Annotated in this window: 18 protein-coding genes and 1 pseudogene; 4 read left to right on the top strand and 15 right to left on the bottom strand. The window is 58.8% G+C overall.

The window, feature by feature from the left end; all coding sequences use genetic code 11:
• Positions 1 to 3: 3 nt before the first annotated feature.
• The 3 genes and pseudogenes from plsX to RBH71_RS18200 form a co-directional block, all read right to left on the bottom strand.
• Positions 4 to 1,065 carry a phosphate acyltransferase PlsX gene (gene plsX, locus RBH71_RS18210; RefSeq protein WP_003512528.1) on the bottom strand — a complete coding sequence of 354 codons (1,062 nt, stop codon included), beginning with the start codon at positions 1,063 to 1,065 and terminating at the stop codon, positions 4 to 6.
• Positions 1,066 to 1,164: 99 nt separating this feature from the next.
• Positions 1,165 to 1,728: a YceD family protein gene (locus RBH71_RS18205; protein ID WP_003512527.1), complete on the bottom strand. Its 564-nt coding sequence runs from the start codon at positions 1,726 to 1,728 to the stop codon at positions 1,165 to 1,167.
• A gap of 8 nt (positions 1,729 to 1,736) precedes the next feature.
• Positions 1,737 to 2,277 (bottom strand): annotated as a pseudogene (locus tag RBH71_RS18200) (ubiquinol-cytochrome C chaperone family protein).
• 270 nt (positions 2,278 to 2,547) lie between these two features.
• Here RBH71_RS18200 and RBH71_RS18195 point away from each other — a divergent pair.
• Positions 2,548 to 3,078 carry an outer membrane protein assembly factor BamE gene (locus tag RBH71_RS18195; RefSeq protein WP_003512524.1) on the top strand — a complete coding sequence of 177 codons (531 nt, stop codon included), beginning with the start codon at positions 2,548 to 2,550 and terminating at the stop codon, positions 3,076 to 3,078.
• Between the two features lie 74 nt (positions 3,079 to 3,152).
• Here RBH71_RS18195 and RBH71_RS18190 read toward each other — a convergent pair whose 3' ends face one another.
• The 12 genes from RBH71_RS18190 to RBH71_RS18135 all read right to left on the bottom strand — a co-directional run bounded on the left by RBH71_RS18190 (position 3,153) and on the right by RBH71_RS18135 (position 15,488).
• The gene (locus RBH71_RS18190) at positions 3,153 to 5,291 is read right to left on the bottom strand and encodes a sodium-translocating pyrophosphatase (RefSeq protein ID WP_035251686.1); all 2,139 of its coding nucleotides are present in this window, start codon (positions 5,289 to 5,291) and stop codon (positions 3,153 to 3,155) included.
• 219 nt (positions 5,292 to 5,510) lie between these two features.
• A complete protein-coding gene (locus RBH71_RS18185; RefSeq protein ID WP_003512519.1) occupies positions 5,511 to 6,734 on the bottom strand; it encodes an MFS transporter in 1,224 nt (407 codons plus the stop codon).
• A gap of 21 nt (positions 6,735 to 6,755) precedes the next feature.
• Positions 6,756 to 7,253: a transcription antitermination factor NusB gene (gene nusB, locus RBH71_RS18180; RefSeq protein ID WP_013635887.1), complete on the bottom strand. Its 498-nt coding sequence runs from the start codon at positions 7,251 to 7,253 to the stop codon at positions 6,756 to 6,758.
• A gap of 4 nt (positions 7,254 to 7,257) precedes the next feature.
• Positions 7,258 to 7,704 (bottom strand): 6,7-dimethyl-8-ribityllumazine synthase, encoded by a 447-nt coding sequence (gene ribH, locus RBH71_RS18175; RefSeq protein WP_025593086.1) that lies wholly within the window; start codon positions 7,702 to 7,704, stop codon positions 7,258 to 7,260.
• Between the two features lie 164 nt (positions 7,705 to 7,868).
• Positions 7,869 to 8,501 carry a LysE family translocator gene (locus RBH71_RS18170; protein ID WP_003512513.1) on the bottom strand — a complete coding sequence of 211 codons (633 nt, stop codon included), beginning with the start codon at positions 8,499 to 8,501 and terminating at the stop codon, positions 7,869 to 7,871.
• A 262-nt stretch (positions 8,502 to 8,763) separates the two neighbouring features.
• Positions 8,764 to 9,375 (bottom strand): riboflavin synthase, encoded by a 612-nt coding sequence (locus RBH71_RS18165; protein ID WP_003512512.1) that lies wholly within the window; start codon positions 9,373 to 9,375, stop codon positions 8,764 to 8,766.
• Positions 9,375 to 10,604: a bifunctional diaminohydroxyphosphoribosylaminopyrimidine deaminase/5-amino-6-(5-phosphoribosylamino)uracil reductase RibD gene (ribD, locus tag RBH71_RS18160; protein ID WP_003512510.1), complete on the bottom strand. Its 1,230-nt coding sequence runs from the start codon at positions 10,602 to 10,604 to the stop codon at positions 9,375 to 9,377. Before ribD ends, RBH71_RS18165 begins: the two co-directional genes overlap by 1 nt.
• A 2-nt stretch (positions 10,605 to 10,606) precedes the next feature.
• Entirely contained in the window at positions 10,607 to 11,086 is a 480-nt protein-coding gene (nrdR, locus tag RBH71_RS18155) for a transcriptional regulator NrdR (protein WP_003512508.1), read from the bottom strand.
• 12 nt (positions 11,087 to 11,098) lie between these two features.
• Positions 11,099 to 12,388, bottom strand: coding sequence for a serine hydroxymethyltransferase (gene glyA / locus RBH71_RS18150; protein WP_003512506.1), 1,290 nt, complete (start codon positions 12,386 to 12,388; stop codon positions 11,099 to 11,101).
• A gap of 211 nt (positions 12,389 to 12,599) precedes the next feature.
• Complete coding sequence (locus RBH71_RS18145; RefSeq protein ID WP_003512501.1) at positions 12,600 to 13,931, bottom strand: L,D-transpeptidase family protein; 1,332 nt, start codon at positions 13,929 to 13,931, stop codon at positions 12,600 to 12,602.
• 375 nt (positions 13,932 to 14,306) lie between these two features.
• Positions 14,307 to 14,816, bottom strand: a complete 510-nt coding sequence (ldtR, locus tag RBH71_RS18140) for a transcriptional regulator LdtR (RefSeq protein WP_025593036.1) — start codon at positions 14,814 to 14,816, stop codon at positions 14,307 to 14,309.
• Positions 14,817 to 15,050: 234 nt separating this feature from the next.
• The gene (locus RBH71_RS18135) at positions 15,051 to 15,488 is read right to left on the bottom strand and encodes a DUF6163 family protein (protein WP_003512497.1); all 438 of its coding nucleotides are present in this window, start codon (positions 15,486 to 15,488) and stop codon (positions 15,051 to 15,053) included.
• A 180-nt stretch (positions 15,489 to 15,668) separates the two neighbouring features.
• On the opposite strand from RBH71_RS18135, the gene hemB reads away from it, so the two are divergent.
• The 3 genes from hemB to RBH71_RS18120 all read left to right on the top strand — a co-directional run bounded on the left by hemB (position 15,669) and on the right by RBH71_RS18120 (position 18,194).
• Positions 15,669 to 16,682 carry a porphobilinogen synthase gene (gene hemB, locus RBH71_RS18130; protein ID WP_003512495.1) on the top strand — a complete coding sequence of 338 codons (1,014 nt, stop codon included), beginning with the start codon at positions 15,669 to 15,671 and terminating at the stop codon, positions 16,680 to 16,682.
• 115 nt (positions 16,683 to 16,797) lie between these two features.
• Positions 16,798 to 17,256: an RDD family protein gene (locus RBH71_RS18125; protein ID WP_003512493.1), complete on the top strand. Its 459-nt coding sequence runs from the start codon at positions 16,798 to 16,800 to the stop codon at positions 17,254 to 17,256.
• A 176-nt stretch (positions 17,257 to 17,432) separates the two neighbouring features.
• The gene (locus tag RBH71_RS18120; protein WP_025593035.1) at positions 17,433 to 18,194 is read left to right on the top strand and encodes an arginyltransferase; all 762 of its coding nucleotides are present in this window, start codon (positions 17,433 to 17,435) and stop codon (positions 18,192 to 18,194) included.
• The last annotated feature ends 28 nt before the right edge of the window (positions 18,195 to 18,222 follow it).

Genomic DNA, 18,222 nt, shown 5'->3' with positions numbered 1-18,222 from the left:
CCCTTATTCCTCGTCAGCCACGAGAGCTTCGGGCGCCGGGGGCGGAAGCCGTCTTGCGTGGTAAATCTTCAGATCGTTTTCAATTTTTGCCGTAAGACCGTTATGGACCATGTCGTAGCCGACATCGACCGCGGAGGCAAAACCGATGGCGTCCGTGCCGCCATGGCTTTTGATGACAATGCCGTTCAGGCCGAGAAACACGCCACCGTTGACCTTGCGCGGGTCCATTTTTTCTCGCAGCACATCGAAAGCGCTTTTCGCGAGAATATAACCGATCTTGGCAAAGAAGCTGCGGGAGATCGCCTCACGCAGAAGCGTGGTGATCTGGCGCGCCGTGCCTTCGGCGGCTTTGAGCGCAATGTTGCCGGTGAAACCTTCGGTCACCACCACATCCACCGTGCCCTTGCCAATGTCGTCACCCTCGACGAAACCGCGGTAATCGATGGTGCCTAGATCGGCCTCGCGGATCAGCCGTCCGGCTTCACGGACCTCTTCCTGACCCTTCACCTCCTCGACACCGACATTCAGCAAACCGACGGTCGGACGGTCGATATCGAAAAGCGCACGCGCCATGGCGCCGCCCATCAGGGCAAAATCGAGCAATTGCTGAGAATCGGCGCCAATCGTGGCGCCAACATCGAGCACGATGCTTTCGCCTTTCAGCGTCGGCCATATGCCGGCAATGGCAGGGCGTTCCACCCGCGCCATGGTGCGCAAACAGAATTTGGCCATGGCCATCAGCGCGCCGGTATTGCCGGCGGATACGACGACGTCCGCTTCACCGAGCTTCACGGCCTCGATGGCGCGCCACATGCTGGAGACATAGCGGCCGCGACGAAGCGCCTGACTTGGCTTTTCGTCCATGGCGACCGAGATTTCACAATCGTGAAAGACCGACTTTTCCCGAAGTGCGGGATATTGTGCCAGAATGGGGTCGCACTTGCTTTTCTGCCCGTAGAGCAGAAAAGTCACATCGTTGTGCCGTTCAAGCGCCTTGGCGGCACCGGGTATGGCAACATCAGGGCCGAAATCGCCACCCATGACGTCAATCGCTATTCTGATCACTCGTCCCTTATCCTTTTTGCCGCCACTCAAGCGGATTTTGCGCGAAAATACCTGTTCCGGCCTGTGTTACAATAAAATTATTTCAGCCCGGCGGCGCATTCAGTCTTTTTTCCAGTCTTTCAACACGGCGAAAGGCGACGGACGCTTTTCTTCTTCAGGCTCATTTTCGGTCGTATCGGTAAATTCGATATCCGATTTGCGCGGATAGGGATCGATCGCAAGGGCCGCGAATTCCGCAACCGTCGCGCCAACATCAATGCTGTCGCCGGTGAACTGGTCGGGAATGTCAGGGCCATTGGGGTCGAGTACGATCTCCCCTTCCTCATTGGTGACCATCCGCGCCAGCTTCGATCCTTCCGGCACGAAAATATGCTCGACGCTCTCGTCGATCTTGCTGGAGACCGGCTCCAGCGTCACGACGCAGGACTGGGTCACGGCCGCATGCACCTCGCCCTTGATCTTCACGCCATCCCTCTTCCAGCGGGTAACCTGCAGTTCCGCCTTCAGATATTCGACGGAAACCACATCCCAGAATTTCGCCAGCGCCTTCAGTTCCTCGGCATTGGCTTCAAGACCAATCCTCACCGGATTGGCGGAAATATGGCCTACCTTTACGGGGTAGGAAAAAGGCAGATCGTCATTTGCGGCGTGTCGCGCGTTCATCGTAAACCTCATAGTCCAGGCAAAGGCAGCTTCAGGCTTCCGGTTGCTATCGTTTCTTCGGAGCCTGCGGAAAGGTTGGAAGACGCCTCCATCATCCAGCCCGCAAGCCCGTCCAGTTCCGGTGCCTTCTCATCTGTCTGGGGGTATATATTGCGCCGGAGCGCTGCGGCAAGGGCAACGGGGTCGGATGCATCCAGCGCCGCCGCATAGGATCTCGAGCCTCCCGTAGAACATGCCGGCAAATTTCTTCATGCGCTTCGGCACGCCCTGGTCGCCAATGCCGAGCTCACGGATGGAATGGTCGATATCCTGAAAAAAGGCGTCGACGATCTCCTGGGCGATTTCCTGCCCGCTCACACCGGAGGATTTGGTGCGGCGGAAATAGAGAATCATGATGATCGACAGCATCTCGAAGCGGCCCATCACCGTGTCCGGAACGCCGAGATCAAGATAAAAAGCGGGCGTGCGGGCCGCAGCCGTCAGGATCGCATATTGCCGGTCTACTATGGCGCGGTTGTTGTTTTTCTGTCTGAACAGCCCGAATATCATCGTTTTTTTCCGAACGGGGCTGGTGAATTCGCTCACCCGCCTATCGCACTTGTTGCATGATCGCCAAAGCTGGTTTACCGAAGCATCCACGAATTGCAATGCTGTCGCGGTCACGTTCGTCTTTCGGCTGAAACAGTCTAAGAGACCGGAAGAGTTTCCAAAGGCCGTGAAAGCGTTGAATTTGGGGGGTGATCGGGATTTTCCGTCCCCGGATTGACACAATCATGTGCACAGACACTGTGCACCACGCAATGCCGGAAGGTGCCATTCATGATCGCAGTCGGGGAAAAGCAGTTGAGCAAGCAGAAATCCGCAAGTCACGGCAAAATTCTGGGCAAGACCGCCATCGCAATCGTCGTCGCGTCCACCCTGCTTTCCGCCTGCACCAGCACCACCGATGTGTTCCACAACGGCTACGTCATGGACGAGCAGTCGCTTCAGCTGATCCCGGAAGGTTCCAGCCGCGAGCAGGTTCTGCTGACCATGGGCACGCCCTCCACCACGGCGACGTTCGGCAACGAGGTTTTCTATTACATCTCGCAGAAGCGCGTGCGCCGCGCCGCTTTCATGAAGCCGACGTTGGTCGAACAGAACATTCTCGCGATCTATTTCAACAAGGACGGCGTAATCGAGCGTAAGGCCAATTACGCGCTGCAGGACGGCAAGGTCTTCGACACGATTTCGCGTACCACCCCGACAGGCGGCAAGGATCTCACCTTCCTGCAGCAGCTGCTGTCCGGCGGCACCTCGGGCGCCAACATCGCCAAGAGCATTCTTGGCCAGGGCGGCAACACCCCCTGATCGTTGAAGAACGGCAAAATCAAAGGCCCGGGGATCGCTCCCCGGGCCTTTTTCATTCGTCGGAACCTCAGCCTTCAGTGGGCAAGAACCGCAAGCAGCAGCAGCGCCACGATATTGGTGATCTTGATAGCCGGGTTGACGGCCGGACCGGCGGTATCCTTGTAGGGATCGCCCACCGTATCGCCCGTAACCGACGCCTTGTGGGCGTCCGAACCCTTGACGTGGCGCACGCCGTCCTTGTCGATGAAGCCATCCTCGAAGCTTTTCTTGGCGTTATCCCACGCACCACCACCGGAGGTCATGGAAATCGCCACGAACAGGCCGTTGATGATGACGCCAAGCAGCGATGCACCGAGTGCGGCAAAGGCAGAGGCCTTGGAACCTGAGATAAGCAGCACGCCGAAATAAACGACGAGCGGCGCCAGAACCGGCAACAGCGACGGAATGATCATTTCTTTGATCGCCGCCTTGGTCAAAAGATCGACCGCCCTGCCGTAGTCCGGTTTTTCCGTTCCTGCCATGATGCCAGGCTTTTCGCGGAACTGGCGGCGAACTTCCTCGACGATCGAGCTTGCCGCCTTACCCACCGCCGTCATGGCGATACCGCCAAAGAGATACGGAATGAGGCCGCCGAACAGCAGACCGGCAACGACGTAAGGATTGGCAAGGCTGAAGGATATTTCGCCGATATCCTTGAAGTAAGGATAGGTATCGCCATTGGCAGCGAAATAGGACAGGTCGTTGGAATAGGCGGCAAACAGCACCAGCGCGCCGAGACCGGCAGAGCCGATGGCGTAACCCTTGGTCACGGCCTTGGTGGTGTTGCCGACGGCATCCAGCGCGTCGGTCGCCTTACGTACATCCGGGTCGAGACCGGCCATTTCGGCAATGCCGCCGGCATTGTCAGTCACCGGACCGAAGGCGTCGAGCGCCACGATCATGCCCGCCAGACCAAGCATGGCGGTGACCGCGATGCCGGTACCGAAAAGGCCACCGAGCTGGTAGGTGCCGATGATGCCGCCGACGATGACAAGCGCCGGCAGCGCCGTCGATTCCAGCGAGACTGCAAGACCCTGGATGACGTTGGTGCCGTGGCCCGTGACCGAAGCCTGCGCGATGGAATTGACCGGGCGTTTGTTGGTGCCGGTATAATATTCGGTGATGACGACGATAAGCGCTGTTACCACAAGGCCGACCAGCCCGCACAGGAAGAGGTTTGTGCCGGTAATCTCCATTCCGGCAACCGTGCCGATGGTACCCCAGCCCACGGTCGCGTAAGTTGCCACGGCAAGCCCCGCAATCGAGAAGACGCCGGTGGCAATCAGCCCTTTATAGAGAGCGCCCATGATGGAGTTGTTGGTGCCGAGCTTGACGAAGAAGGTGCCGGCAATCGAGGTCAGGATGCAGGCGCCGCAAATGGCCAGCGGATAGACCATCGCGCTTTCCAGTATCGGCGTTCCGGCAAAGAAGATCGCCGCAAGCACCATGGTTGCCACCACCGAGACGGCATAGGTCTCGAAAAGGTCGGCCGCCATTCCGGCGCAATCGCCGACATTGTCGCCGACATTATCTGCAATGGTTGCAGGGTTGCGGGGGTCGTCCTCGGGAATGCCTGCTTCGACCTTGCCGACGAGATCGCCGCCGACATCTGCACCCTTGGTGAAGATGCCACCGCCGAGACGGGCGAAGATGGAGATAAGCGAAGCGCCGAAACCGAGCGACACCAGCGCGTCAATCACCTCACGCGATCCGGGCGCATGGCCGAGCACCGAGGTGAGGATGAAATAATAGATGGAAACGCCAAGCAGCGCGAGGCCAGCCACCAGCATGCCGGTGATGGCGCCTGACTTGAACGCGATGTCGAGACCGGCGGCAAGGCTGTGGGATGCGGCTTGTGCGGTGCGCAGATTGGCACGGACGGAGACATGCATGCCGATGAAACCGGCAGCACCCGAAAGCACGGCGCCGATGATAAACCCGATGGCCGCAAGAGCCGACAGCAGATACCAGGCGAGAACGGCGACGATCAATCCGACGATGGCGATGGTGAGATATTGACGGGTGAGATAAGCCTGCGCACCTTCACGGATAAAACCTGCTATTTCACGCATACGCTCGTTGCCCTGATCGGCAGCGAGAACGCTCCTGGTCGTCCATGCCGCGTAAACCACGGACAGGACCCCACATAAAATCACTATGGGTATTACGGTCATGCGCACTTACCTCCCAAAAGGCCGGGTCTCACTCCCTCCCCGGCGTGGCGAACCATGTGCAAGGACAGGGGCGATCAAATGCGCGGCCTGTCCTGTCGTGGCCATTATTCCCCTCCCAAGGAAAAATGACCTGCGCGGCAAGATTGCGTTGGCGAAAGGCGTGGCGTCAAGCCCACAAATTTGCCTGAAACATGAAAGGGGTAGAGATCGAAGGCGATCTTACGCGGCGTTTCTGCGCGGGGTCAGCAACAGCGACGCCACCAGCACGAGGCATAGCCCCGCAACCGGCCAGATAACGAGGTTCATGACCGACCAGCCCCAGGCTGTAAACACCTTGCCGGAAGAGAACGACGACAGCGCTACCGTGCCGAACAGCACGATATCGTGAAAGCCCTGTACCTTGTCTGCCTCATGCGGGCGGTAGCTGGAGGTGATGATGGCGGTAGCGCCGATGAAGCCGAAGTTCCAGCCGAGACCGAGGAGAATGAGCGCCGCCCAGAAGTTCCATAATTCGATGCCCATATGGGCGACGATGGCGCAGGCCATCAGCACGACGAGACCGGCTGCAACGATTTTTTCCGCGCCGAATCGCGCAATCAACATACCGGTGAAGAAACTTGGGCCGAACATGGCGAGAACGTGCCACTGGATGCCGAGCGTCGCAAGTTCGGTGGGAAACCCGCAGCCGACCACCATGGCGAGCGGCGCGCCGGTCATCATGAAGGTCATCAACGCATAGGAACCGATGCCGCAGACCATGCCGGTGACAAACCGGTGCGTGCGCACGATTTCCGACAAAGGCCGTGCCGCCTGCGCGTGGATAGAGGCGGCCTTCGGGTCCGGCAATTTCAGGAATGCCAGAATGGCAATCGCGATGATGCCGAGCGGCACCAGCGCGATGAAAGCACCGGCGAAGGTGACCGGTGCGAAGACATCCTTGCCGAAAATGGCAAGCTGCGGCCCGATGATCGCCGAGACGATGCCACCCGCCAATATCCAGGAAATGGCTTTCGGCTTGTAAAATGAGGGGGACGCGTCGGCAGCAGCGAAGCGGATTTTCTGCGTGAAGCCGCCGGAAATGCCGATCAGCAGCAGGCCGATCGCAAATAGCCAGAAGTCGGAGCGGAAGAGTGCCACGGCAGCAATGCCGCCGCCGACGGAGCACATCAGCGCGCCGACCATGAAGCCCGCCTTGCGGCCGAGAAAACGCGATGCTGCGGCAACGCAGATGGCGCCCAGCGCCACGCCGATGTTGAAACCGGTAAGCGGCGCCGTTGCCAGCGACTTGTCAGCCCCGAGCAACTGGTAACCGGCAAGCGCGCCAACCGAGAAGCTCATAGGTGCTGCCGAGCCCATGATCGCCTGTGCGGCGGTCAGGAGGAAGACGTTGCGCTTCGCCTCGTCCAGTTGAACTTCAAGTCCGGGGACGGAAACGGCGCTCATATCTTCCTCACCTAACGTATTTCAGCGTTTTGCCTCGCCGCGTACCTGCTTGGCAATGCGGTCCAGAACCGCGTTCACCAGCTTCGGCTCGTCATGCTCGAAGAAAGCACGGGCGATTTCGACATATTCCGTAACGATGACGGCGACCGGAACGTCCTTGCGCTCCAGAATCTCGAAAGCGCCGGCACGCAAGATAGCGCGAACGGTGGCATCAAGACGCGACAGCGGCCAGTCTTCCAGAAGTGCGGAGCGCACCAGTGGGTCGATCTTCGTCTGATCGCGGACGACGCCGGACACGATGGAACGGAACCAGGAAGGATCGGCCTTCAGATAGGTATCGCCATCGACTTCCTGACCGAGACGATGTGCCTCGTATTCCGCCACGACTTCCATCACGCCGGTGCCGCCGACATCCATCTGATAAAGTGCCTGCACGGCCGCGAGGCGCGCAGCGCCACGCTGGTTGGCGGGCTTTACCGAAGGCTGGCGCGGTTCGCCGCCATTTTCAACATCCGACATGCGTTCAGCCACCCAGTTTTTTCTTGAGCTCGATCATCGTCAGCGCGGCGCGGGCCGCAAAACCGCCCTTATCCTTGTCAGAACGGCGAACACGTGCCCATGCCTGATCGTCGTTTTCGACGGTGAGGATGCCGTTGCCGATGGCCAGCGATTCGCTGACGGCGAGATCCATCAGGGCGCGGGAGGATTCGTTGGAAACGATGTCGAAGTGGTAGGTCTCGCCACGAATGACCATGCCGAGCGCTACGAAACCATCATATTCAGTGCCTTCGTTGTCGCCGCCATCCAGCGCCATGGCAATGGCCGCGGGGATTTCGAGTGCGCCGGGAACGGTGATGACGTCATAGGTTGCGCCAGCCTCATCCAGCGCGAACTTCGCGCCTTCGAGAAGAGCGTCTGCCATATCGTCGTAAAAGCGTGCTTCCACGATAAGAAGATGGGGTTTGGACATGGGATTTTCCTGAAAAGGTTCGGGCCGGATCATACCGGCTTTTGCGGCGGTCAAACCACGGCTGGCCGTTTTTGGCAAGTAATTTCATGTGTCACCCGCGCAAGAGGCCCCGTTTACCAGACAATTGCGCAGGTTTTCGCCTTATCCGGCGAGGCTTACGAAAATCAGGTTTTCTGGAAAGCCAGATGCACGCCAAGCCCCATCAGCACCGTTCCCGCAGTGCGACGGGCAAGCACCTGCACCCTGCTGGAGCGCTTGAGCCGCCCGACCATCGCGCCCGCCAGAAGCACGCCAACGAGATCGGCGGAGGAAAAGATGAAATTGACGGCAATACCGAGGATCAGCAATTGCAGCCAGATCGGAAAGGCCGCCGCCGGATCAACGAATTGCGGCAGAAACGCCAGAAAGAACAGCGCCGTCTTCGGATTGAGCACGTCGACGATGATGCTGTCGATGAAGGCACGCCTTGCCGATTTCGGTTCGATGGTCAGATTGACGGTCTCACCTTCAAGCTTGCTGCGCAGCATCGAGAAGCCGAGCCAGATGAGATACAGCGCGCCACACAGCTTCACGGCCAGATAAAGCCACGGCACCGCCTGGAACAGCACCGAAAGCCCCGCCGCAGAGGCGACGATATGGAAATAGCAGCCGACATGGATGCCAAGTACCGCCATCAGCCCGGCAAACCGGCCGCGCGCCATGGTCTGCGCCGCCGCATAAAGCATGGCCGGGCCGGGAATATAGGCAAACAGGGCGGTGGTGATGAAAAAGGCTGTCAGCAGTTCGAAAGACGGCATGTCGTAATCCCCCTACCCCGTTTGGGCCTAAAGAAGTCTTTATAGTGTTTGCGCGTCAATCGAAAGCGGAGTGCGGGACAACAACTGATCTGTCGCGATGGCGGAGGGCTGTAAAGTCTATCCGGCATTCTGGCCTTGAGAGGTAATCCAGTCAACGCGCGTCTGCGCGACGGCAAGAGTCTTTTCAGCCCAAGGATTTGGGCTGGCTGGATACCGGCTCAAGGCCGGGAGTGTATTTCAGCACAATAGATGCCGAACGGTGTTACGCCGAGGGAAACTCCGCAAGCCTTGCGGCATATCGCGCCATGGTGTCGACTTCGAAATTGACGAAATCACCCGGTTGGCGCTCACCCCATGTGGTGACTGTGAGCGTATGGCGGATCAGGAGCACGTCGAAATCCGTTCCGTCGACCGCATTGACGGTCAGAGAAGTGCCATCGAGTGCAATGGAACCCTTGGGCGCCACGAATTTCGCCAGATGGTCGGGCGCGCGCAGGCGGATACGGACCGCCTCACCTTCCGGCTCGACAGACAGAATCTCCGCCTTGCCATCGACATGGCCGGAAACGATATGACCGCCAAGCTCGTCGCCAATCTTCAGAGCGCGCTCCAGATTGACGTGCGTGCCCTTCTGCCAGCCCGCAATCGTCGTCAGGCGCAATGCCTCTTCCCAGGCCTCGACCTCGTACCAGCGCTCGTTGCTGCCATCTTCGGGCAGTTTGGTCACCGTCAGGCAGACGCCGCCATGGGAGATCGATGCGCCCATATCGATGGTCTTGGGATCGTAATTGGTCGCCACCCGCAGACGAATGCCTTCCGCCAGAGCTTCAAGCTCGGACACGGTTCCAACATCGGTGACAATTCCGGTAAACATCAAAGCGGCCTTTCATAATCGAAGCAGCGATCCGGCCCGTAGGCGGTTTCGCTGACCAAAACATAATCGCCCGGAATATCGGCACGGCTGAGCGGCGTTTCAATCCCGCCTTCACCAACCACGACCGGGCTTTCAAACAGCATGATACGGTCCACGAGATCGGCTTCAAGGAACGATTTTGCGGCAAAAGCGCCGCCTTCGACCAGAAGTTCCGACATGCCGCGTTCAGCGAGAATGTGAAGGAGGTTCTCGAGGGTTGGTGCTTCAAGGATTTCGACGCCTGCGTCGATCAGTTGTTGGCGGCGGTCGTGGCTACCCCCCTCTGCCCTGCCGGGCACCTCAAGGGAGGAGACAGATGGGGCACTGTCTTGCCATACATCGACTTTTAGAGACCGGGGGTCAAAATTTGAGCGAGCGGGCGGTTGCTTGCCGATCTCCCCCCTTGAAGGCAAGATACCCGGCAGTGCAGAGGGGGATAACGCCGCGACGATTACCGGCACCTCGCGTGCACTCCCCACCAGCTTAGACGTCAACGGTAGTTCAAACTTGCGATCAAGCACGATTCGGACCGGAGAACGATCTTCGAGACCTGCAATTCGAACGGTCAGTTCCGGATCGTCCGCTATCGCGGTACGGATGCCCACGAGGATGCAATCGCAGCGCGCTCTCAGTTCATGCACGGCGTGCCTGGCCTGCGGACCGGTGATCGCTACCTGCCCCTCCCCTTGTCTGCCGATCATGCCATCGGCAGAAATGGCAAGCTTCAGAATCACATGCGGGCGTTTTTTCAGCTGGCGTGTGAGGTAACCCGCAAGCGCTCTCTTGCCTTGTTCGCGCAGCAGGCCTGTTTCCACGACAATGCCCGCCTCCCGCAGGATGGAGTAACCGCGACCGGAAACACGCTCGTCCGGGTCGTCAACCGCCACAACGACACGGGCGACGCCGTATTCGACCAGCGCATTGGCGCAGGGCGGCGTCTTGCCCCAGTGCGAGCAGGGTTCGAGGGTGACATAGGCTGTTGCGCCGCGCGCTGCTTCTCCGGCGATTTCCAGCGCCTGGCGTTCAGCATGGGGGCGGCCGCCAATGGCGGTCACCGCTTCGGCGATGATTTTTCCGTCCTTTACGAGAACGCAACCGACGGAGGGATTGGTCTGGGTTTGACCCTGATGGCGCAGGGAAACCTCGATTGCCCGGGCCATGAATTTTTCGTCATCGGCGCGGCTCGTCACGTCTATGCTCCGGCGTCTGTATCTCGGGCGATCTTGGCGTTGATTTCGGCAATCACGTTCTCGAAATCCTCGGCATGGCTGAAATCGCGATAGACCGAGGCGTAACGCACGAACGCCACGTCATCGAGGCTCTTCAGCGCTTCAAGCACCTGGAGGCCGATTTCTTCCGAGGGGATTTCCGTCTCGCCGGAACTTTCCAGACGGCGGGCGATGCCGGATACGGCCCGCTCGATCCGGTCCCGGTCAACCGGGCGTTTGCGTAACGCGATCTCGAAGGATCGCACCAGCTTTTCCCGGTCGAAGGGCAGCTTGCGGCCGCTTTTCTTGATGACCATCAGCTCGCGCAGTTGCACGCGCTCATAGGTCGTGAAGCGGCCGCCGCAATCGGGGCAGATGCGCCGCCGGCGGATGGAGGTGTTATCCTCCGCCGGACGCGAGTCCTTGACCTGTGTGTCTTCGGAACCGCAAAATGGGCAGCGCATCTCTTTACGTCCTTACATGTACGGATACATCGGGAAACGGTCAGTCAGGCCGACGACCTTTTCGCGCACCGCAGCTTCAACAGCAGCGTTGCCCTCATCCGAGTTGGCGACCTTCAGACCATCCAGCACCTCGACGATCAGCTTGCCGATTTCGCGGAATTCCGCTTCCTTGAAACCGCGCGTCGTGCCGGCCGGCGTGCCGAGACGCACACCCGAGGTGACGAAAGGCTTTTCCGGATCGAAAGGAATGCCGTTCTTGTTGCAGGTGACGTAGGCGCGACCGAGAGCTGCTTCAGCACGCTTGCCGGTGGCGTTCTTCTTGCGAAGGTCAACCAGCATCAGGTGGTTGTCGGTGCCGCCGGAGACGACATCAAGACCACCTTCGATCAGCGTTTCGGCAAGCGCCTTGGCGTTCTTGACGACCTGTGCGGCGTAATCCTTGAATTCCGGCTGCAAAGCTTCACCGAAGGCAACTGCCTTTGCGGCGATGACGTGCATCAGCGGGCCGCCCTGCAGGCCGGGGAAAACGGCGGAGTTGAACTTCTTGGCCAGATCCTCGTCATTGGTGAGGATCATGCCGCCACGCGGGCCGCGCAACGACTTGTGCGTTGTCGTGGTGGCAACGTGGCAATGCGGGAACGGCGACGGATGCTGGCCACCGGCGACGAGACCAGCGATGTGGGCCATATCGACCATCAGATAGGCGCCGACTTCATCGGCGATCTCGCGGAAGCGCTTCCAGTCCCAGATACGGGAATAGGCGGTGCCGCCGGCAAGGATGAGCTTCGGCCGGGTTTCCTTGGCCTTGCGCTCCACCTCGTCCATGTCGAGCAGGTTGTCGCCTTCGCGCACGCCGTAAGACACGACGTTGAACCACTTGCCGGACATGTTGACCGGCGAACCGTGCGTCAGATGGCCTCCGGAGTTCAGGTCGAGACCCATGAAGGTGTCGCCCGGCTGGAGCAGCGCGAGGAACACGGCCTGGTTCATCTGCGAACCGGAATTTGGCTGGACGTTGGCGAAGTTGACGCCGAACAGCTTCTTGGCGCGCTCGATGGCAAGCTCTTCAGCAATGTCTACGAACTGGCAGCCGCCGTAATAACGCTTGCCCGGATAACCTTCGGCATATTTGTTGGTCATGATCGAACCCTGCGCTTCAAGCACAGCGCGGGAAACGATGTTTTCCGAGGCGATCAGTTCGATCTCGTGGCGCTGGCGACCCAGTTCCTTCTCGATCGCGCCGAAAATATCCGGATCGACTTCGGCAAGCGGACGGGAGAAGAAAGCATCTGTGTTCGACATGGTGAAGGCTCCTGAAACAGTAATGCGATGGCGTCTTAGCGCCCTGCCCGAACAAGAGCAATACGGGCAGCGAGATTTGCCCGTCAAACTGCGACGTTGCGACAAAAAACGGCAGCTGTTTTTTCAAAACCAGCAGCGAAAATGAAAAAAAGCCGCACCCGACGGGGTGCGGCCTTTCACTTAAATATAAAAACCTGATGGCAGCGCCGGATCAGTTGCGCGGCAACAGGTCGTCGTCGACAGGTCCAGCCGGCTGTTCGATGCCGGTGGTGGTGTTGAGCGCCAGTTCGGCGTTGCCGTCCTTTTCATAGATGTCGTCGCGGAACTGCACCACGCCGTCCTTCGCCGACCATGCGGTGATGTAGACGAAATAGACAGGCACTTCCTGCGCCAGCTTGATCGGTGTGTTGACGCGGGTGGCGATGACGCGTTCCATTTCCTGACGCGACCAGCCGGGCGTGTCGCGCAGCAGCCAGCTTGTGAGGTCGCGCACGTTCTGTACGCGCACGCAGCCGGACGATTCGAACCGCATCAGCTTGTTGAACAGGCCCTGCTGCGGCGTGTCGTGCATATATTCGTTGTTCGGATTGTGGAAGTTGATCTTCGTCGAGGACATGGCGTTGATCTTGCCGGGGTCCTGGCGGAACATCAGGTTCGGTGCCTTTGGCGCAAACCAGTCGACCGCCGTCGGCGAAACTTCCTGTCCCTTGCCGTCGATGAGGCGGATGTTGTTCCGCTCCAGATAGGTCGGGTCCTTCTGCATCAGCGGCACGATGTCCTTTTCGACGATCGAGCGCGGCGCTGTCCAGTAAGGGTTGAGGATGACTTCGTAAATCTTGGAATTGATGACGTGCGTCGGGCGGCTGGCGCGACCGACGACGGCGGTGTTGCGCAGGACGACGCGCTCATTCTCAACCGCTTCGATGGCAGCGGCCGGAATGTTCACCATCAGGTGACGCTGGCCGAGATCGCCGGACATGGACTGAATGCGCACGAGGTTGGTCTGCAACTGGGCCAGACGGATCTGGGCTGAAACATTGAGCGCCTTGGTCGTATATTCGCCGCTGACACCATCGGCGGGAAGGCCGTGGCGGGCTTGGAAGCGCTTCAACGCACCATCGACGTAAGAGTCGAAGGCGCTGGAAATGCCAGCTTCGCGCGGCAGGTCGCCGGAAACCATCAGTCGCTGGCGAAGCGCCTGAACGGAAGGATCGGAAACGCCGATCTGGAGACGCTGCTGGGTGACGGGCACGTCCGGCCAGCCGCCATTCTGCACGATCTGCTGATATTGCATGATCGCCTGCTGCATGTAGACAGGCGCTTCCCGTCCGAGAACCGGGTTGTTGGAAACGACGCCAACGGCGGAACGCGACGAATTCGCGTCGAACTGGTCATCCCAGTTGCCGCGGCGCGACGAGCCCATGAGATCGTTGAGCGCATTCTGCGCCAGGGCCGGCGCGGCAAGCGCGGCAACACCAACGGAAACAGCCGAGCGCAGAAGCGCACGGCGCGATACGGATTCGGAAACGGATTTTTTTGTCATTCTACCTACCAGCCACTCTCTTCGGCATTCTCAACAATGCCTAAATCAATATGATTAACAAACACGTACAACGTGTCTGCCGGCCGGTAATGCTCAATACCCATGGTCTGGGCGCTATTGTCTGGCAGAACAGTCGGGACTTGCCACGACAGCAGGAGAAACCGCCGGCTCCTTCACCTTTGCGGGTCCCATATCAATATGGCCAATTCGTGTCACGGGCCTTTTCTCACGAAGCTGTGTATGCCTGCAAAACAGGGCGAAAACGCACCTAGTAGACCGGGCTTGACACGCCCAGGTGAACGGCGCCTCGAACACGAATCCGCAAGCCGGAGGCAAACCGATGCCCCCGACTCTAACAGTGAAACCGCCGCGGAATTAGAGGCGATAAGCGATCGAGTCGTTCCAAAAGCGATCGAGGCGCTGCAGCAGCTTGTTCATTTCGGAGAACTCGCCGGTGCCGATGCCGCCGACCTTTTCGATCGAGCCGACGTGGCGCTCGTAGAGGTGAGCAACCGTTTCGGCGATTTCCTGGCCTTTTTCAGTCAGGCTGATGCGGACCGAGCGGCGGTCGACACGCGAGCGCTGGTGGTTGATGAGACCGAGGTCTACGAGCTTCTTGACGTTGTAGGAGACGTTCGATCCGAGGTAATAACCACGCGAACGAAGCTCGCCGGCCGTCAGTTCGGAATTGCCGATGTTGAACAGCAGGAGCGCCTGAACGGCGTTGACATCATCGCGACCCTGACGATCGAACTCGTCCTTGATGACATCGAGGAGGCGGCGGTGGAGACGTTCCACCAGGTGCAGCGACTCCATGTAGAGCGAACGGATGGTATCTTCATGTGCGTCGGCAACAACGGCCTGCGGCTTTGCTTTGCTATTGATCATGACTGCCTCACTGTTTTGTTTGGCGGTGTGTTTGTTTGTCTCCCGCCTTGAGTGAGAACCTAATCAATGCGCATAAAATTCTACTTAAAAGCTACGATTAACAAATGCTTACCTGCATTTTCCCAAGTGGGTCAAACTTGTGGCGAAGCGGGACTGGCTTATCACCATGCATTACAAATCAAAGACTTAGCAATAAAATTCGACCGAAAACCAGGCTGAATTGCTTTATTCTTATGGTAAATCAATTCTTGCGCGCTCTTCATTCTGGCGCTGATCGAGCCAAAAAGCGACCAGGAATAGTATATAAATGGTTGCCACGAGACCGTGCATGACGGGTACAAGCGTGTTGGCGCCGAAGATATATGGCCACACCTTATACATGGCGATCTGGGTGCCGGCACCCAAGACCCACATGACTGCCCCCCAGGAGGCGCCGAGCCAGAGACCGAGCGCCGCGACCGGGAAAATCACCGCAAGCGCACTACCCGCCACTCGCCATGGCAGGTTAAGCATATCGAACCGCCCATGCCCGCCGAGAGAATATCCCGTCAGCATCGCCCAATATTGCAGGCCGAACCAGAAACAGGAAACCGCGACCAGCCTCATGAAGACCAGAAAGAGGATTTCCGTCAGCGGACGTTTCGGCAGAGGTTGAGAATCAGGTTCCATGGCCGGAAGATACGGTTTCGACGGGCGGGCGACCAGCCCATATTGAATTCGGCGGCTTGCCTTGTCAAAGCACCCTCGCCCACCGGGGAAGTCCAGGGGAAACATTGTCGCATTCGCATGGCGCTTGCTTCGTGTTATGCAGCTTTCCTGACTTGGGTGGGATACGAAGGACATTCTTACATGCAGGACAAAACGCATCTGGTCGACGCGATCACCGGCCATCGCCGCATGCGCCGCAATCGCAAGGCCGACTGGACTCGCCGTCTGGTTCAGGAAAGCCGCCTGACCGTCGATGATCTCATCTGGCCGGTCTTCATTGTACCGGGCAGCAATATCCTCGATCCCATACCGGCGATGCCCGGCGTAAACCGCATGAGCGTCGACAAGCTGGTCGAAGCGGCGAAGGAAGCCGCCGATCTCGGCATTCCGGCGATTGCGACCTTCCCGAATATCGAGATGGACTTGCGCGACGAGACCGGCTCGAATGCGCTCGAGGCCAACAACCTCATCAATCAGGCGACCATCGCGGTCAAAAAAGCGGTTCCGAATATCGGCATGATCACCGATGTTGCGCTCGATCCCTTCACCAGCCATGGGCATGACGGCATTCTGCGCGGCGATGAAATCGTCAATGACGAGACCGTGGATCAGGTCGTTCGTGCTGCAATCCTTCAGGCCGATGCCGGTTCGGACATTATTTCTCCGTCCGAGATGATGGATGGCCGCATCGGCGCCATCCGCCGCGGCCTGGATGCGGCCGGGCACCAGAACGTCGGCATCATGGCCTATGCCACGAAATTCTCCTCCGGCTATTACGGTCCGTATCGCGAGGCCATTTCGACGGCCGGACTGCTGAAAGGGGACAAGAACAGCTATTACATCAGCCCCGCCAACGGCATGGAGGCAATCCGCGACGCAGCGCTCGACGTGGAAGAAGGTGCTGACATGCTGATGGTCAAACCGGGCTTGCCCTATCTCGACATCTGTTGGCGGCTGAAAGAGAATTTCGGGCTGCCCACATTCGCCTATCAGGTGTCCGGTGAATATACCCAGATCAAGGCAGCGGCCATGCATGGCTGGATCGACGGGGAGCGCGTGATGATGGAAACGCTTCTCTGTTTCAAGCGTGCAGGCTGCGATGGCATTCTGAGCTATTTCGCAGTGGAAGCCGCGCGCAAACTCGCGAAGGGCTGACAGCCGACGCTTATTGTATTCGGTCGTTTTCTTCCCATATTGTTTGCTGACACGGAATGCTGCCTGACGAAAAGCGCGTTTCGAGCTGTTATGTCTTCTCAGGAGAAAACGACCGATGAACCTCGACCAGAACCCTACCTATGTCGCACCGGACGACTGGCGCGCCTATAGCGGCGTACTGAGCCGACGCATCTTCGCTTTTCTGATCGATTACGCGATCGTTCTCCTGCTGTGCATTCCAGCCGCCGTGATCGTCTTCTTTCTCGGCGTGATTACGCTGGGTCTCGGCTTCTTCCTCTATCCGGCCTTGTTCGTCATCGTCGCGGTCCTTTATTTCGGCGTAACGCTCAGCGGCCCGTCGCAGGCCTCACCCGGCATGCGGGCGATGGGCATCGCGATGGCGCGCATGGACGGACGGCGAATCGATTTCCTTCTGGCCACCGTGCACATTGCGCTTTTCTGGATCATCAACTCGGTTTTGACGCCGCTTATCCTGCTTGCAGGCCTGTTTACGGAGCGCTCGCGCCTCGTTCATGACTTCCTGCTCGGCACCGTCATGGTCAGAACCTACTGATATAAGGGAAAGCCACGAAAACGTGGCTTCCATATCAGGCAAATACCGCATGGTGCAGTTGACGTTTTCCGTCATTTTGCCATTCTGTGACATTATGCATGTCGCTTGAAGCGTCGCCGCACCCCGTGAAATCGCGGCGCGCTTTCACAACAGACGCAGGAGGCGATCACGGTTCGATGAACACGCAGGCGACGCCCTCTCCCCAATTCTATCTTACGGCACCGGCCACCTGCCCCTACTTGCCGAACCAGATGGAGCGGAAGGTTTTCACGCATCTGGTCGGCCCGCGTGCGTCGGAAATGAACGACCTTCTGACCCAGGGCGGCTTCAGGCGTTCACAGAACATCGCCTATCGTCCGGCGTGCGAAACCTGTCGAGCTTGCGTTTCCGTGCGCATCCTTGCCGAACAGTTCCAGCCGACGAAATCGATGCGGCGCGTTCTCTCCATCAACAAGGATGTCGTCGCTACCGTTCATGCCGCTGAGCCATCCACCGAACAGTTCTCACTGTTTCGCCGCTATCTCGACCATCGGCACCAGTCAGGCGGCATGTCCGACATGTCGGCGCTCGACTATGCGATCATGATCGAAGACACGCACGTCAACACCCGCATCATCGAATACCGTGTGCGAGAGCCCGGCTCCGGCATCGATTCCAGCAAACGAGGTGAACTTCTCGCCGTAGCGCTGAGCGATGTGATGAGCGACGGGCTGTCGATGGTCTATTCCTTCTTCAACCCCGATCTAGAAAAGCGCTCGCTCGGCACTTTCATGATCATGGATCACATCACCCGCACACGCGCGCTCGGCCTGCCGCACGTCTATCTTGGCTACTGGGTCGATGGTTCTGAAAAGATGGGCTACAAGACGCGCTACCACCCGCAGGAGCATCTGACACCGCGCGGGTGGGAGGTTTATAAGCCTACGGTAGAAGAATAGTTCGCCAAACAGTCAAAACCGTATGCTA

This window comes from Rhizobium sp. AN68, from assembly GCF_030758035.1.
GTDB lineage: Bacteria > Pseudomonadota > Alphaproteobacteria > Rhizobiales > Rhizobiaceae > Agrobacterium > Agrobacterium tumefaciens.
The sequence above is the reverse complement of the archived record's forward strand: the minus strand, read 5'-3'. Positions and strand labels throughout refer to the sequence as shown.

Bases quoted from the DNA above. Each gene is read 5' to 3' on its own strand.
- RBH71_RS18205 (WP_003512527.1), bottom strand. From the start codon at position 1,728: ATGAACGCGCGACACGCCGCAAATGACGATCTGCCTTTTTCCTACCCC.
- RBH71_RS18195 (WP_003512524.1), top strand. From the start codon at position 2,548: ATGATCGCAGTCGGGGAAAAGCAGTTGAGCAAGCAGAAATCCGCAAGT.
- RBH71_RS18190 (WP_035251686.1), bottom strand. From the start codon at position 5,291: ATGACCGTAATACCCATAGTGATTTTATGTGGGGTCCTGTCCGTGGTT.
- RBH71_RS18185 (WP_003512519.1), bottom strand. From the start codon at position 6,734: ATGAGCGCCGTTTCCGTCCCCGGACTTGAAGTTCAACTGGACGAGGCG.
- nusB (WP_013635887.1), bottom strand. From the start codon at position 7,253: ATGTCGGATGTTGAAAATGGCGGCGAACCGCGCCAGCCTTCGGTAAAG.
- ribH (WP_025593086.1), bottom strand. From the start codon at position 7,704: ATGTCCAAACCCCATCTTCTTATCGTGGAAGCACGCTTTTACGACGAT.
- RBH71_RS18170 (WP_003512513.1), bottom strand. From the start codon at position 8,501: ATGCCGTCTTTCGAACTGCTGACAGCCTTTTTCATCACCACCGCCCTG.
- RBH71_RS18165 (WP_003512512.1), bottom strand. From the start codon at position 9,375: ATGTTTACCGGAATTGTCACCGATGTTGGAACCGTGTCCGAGCTTGAA.
- nrdR (WP_003512508.1), bottom strand. From the start codon at position 11,086: ATGCGCTGCCCATTTTGCGGTTCCGAAGACACACAGGTCAAGGACTCG.
- glyA (WP_003512506.1), bottom strand. From the start codon at position 12,388: ATGTCGAACACAGATGCTTTCTTCTCCCGTCCGCTTGCCGAAGTCGAT.
- RBH71_RS18145 (WP_003512501.1), bottom strand. From the start codon at position 13,931: ATGACAAAAAAATCCGTTTCCGAATCCGTATCGCGCCGTGCGCTTCTG.
- RBH71_RS18135 (WP_003512497.1), bottom strand. From the start codon at position 15,488: ATGGAACCTGATTCTCAACCTCTGCCGAAACGTCCGCTGACGGAAATC.
- hemB (WP_003512495.1), top strand. From the start codon at position 15,669: ATGCAGGACAAAACGCATCTGGTCGACGCGATCACCGGCCATCGCCGC.
- RBH71_RS18125 (WP_003512493.1), top strand. From the start codon at position 16,798: ATGAACCTCGACCAGAACCCTACCTATGTCGCACCGGACGACTGGCGC.
- RBH71_RS18120 (WP_025593035.1), top strand. From the start codon at position 17,433: ATGAACACGCAGGCGACGCCCTCTCCCCAATTCTATCTTACGGCACCG.